This window comes from Stenotrophomonas sp. SrG (assembly GCF_050031795.1).
Taxonomy (GTDB): domain Bacteria; phylum Pseudomonadota; class Gammaproteobacteria; order Xanthomonadales; family Xanthomonadaceae; genus Stenotrophomonas; species Stenotrophomonas rhizophila_A.
This window is the reverse complement of sequence record NZ_JBNBBE010000619.1, coordinates 1-250: the sequence shown is the minus strand read 5'-3', so window position 1 is coordinate 250 and position 250 is coordinate 1. Positions and strand designations below refer to the sequence as shown.

Genomic DNA, 250 nt, shown 5'->3' with positions numbered 1-250 from the left:
AGCTCAACCTGGAACTCCACGAGGTCTACGACAACGTCAAGGATTACCAGCAGCGCAACGGCGTGGCCGTCGGCGTGGCCGACCTGATGATGACCGTGCCCAACCGCAGCCTGCGCCTGCTCAGCCGCGAGGAGCTGCGCCAGTTCGGCCTGGACGGCACCAATGCGGTGCAGGACGACCGGGAGCGGATCACGCCGATGCGCGAGTGCGGCGACGATTTCGTGCGCCGCAAGGACGCGTTCCGGGTCGC

Annotated in this window: 1 pseudogene; it reads left to right on the top strand. The window is 67.6% G+C overall.

Annotated elements, in window-relative coordinates:
* A pseudogene (locus ACQG3P_RS21060) lies at positions 1-250 on the top strand (hypothetical protein); the annotation flags it as partial.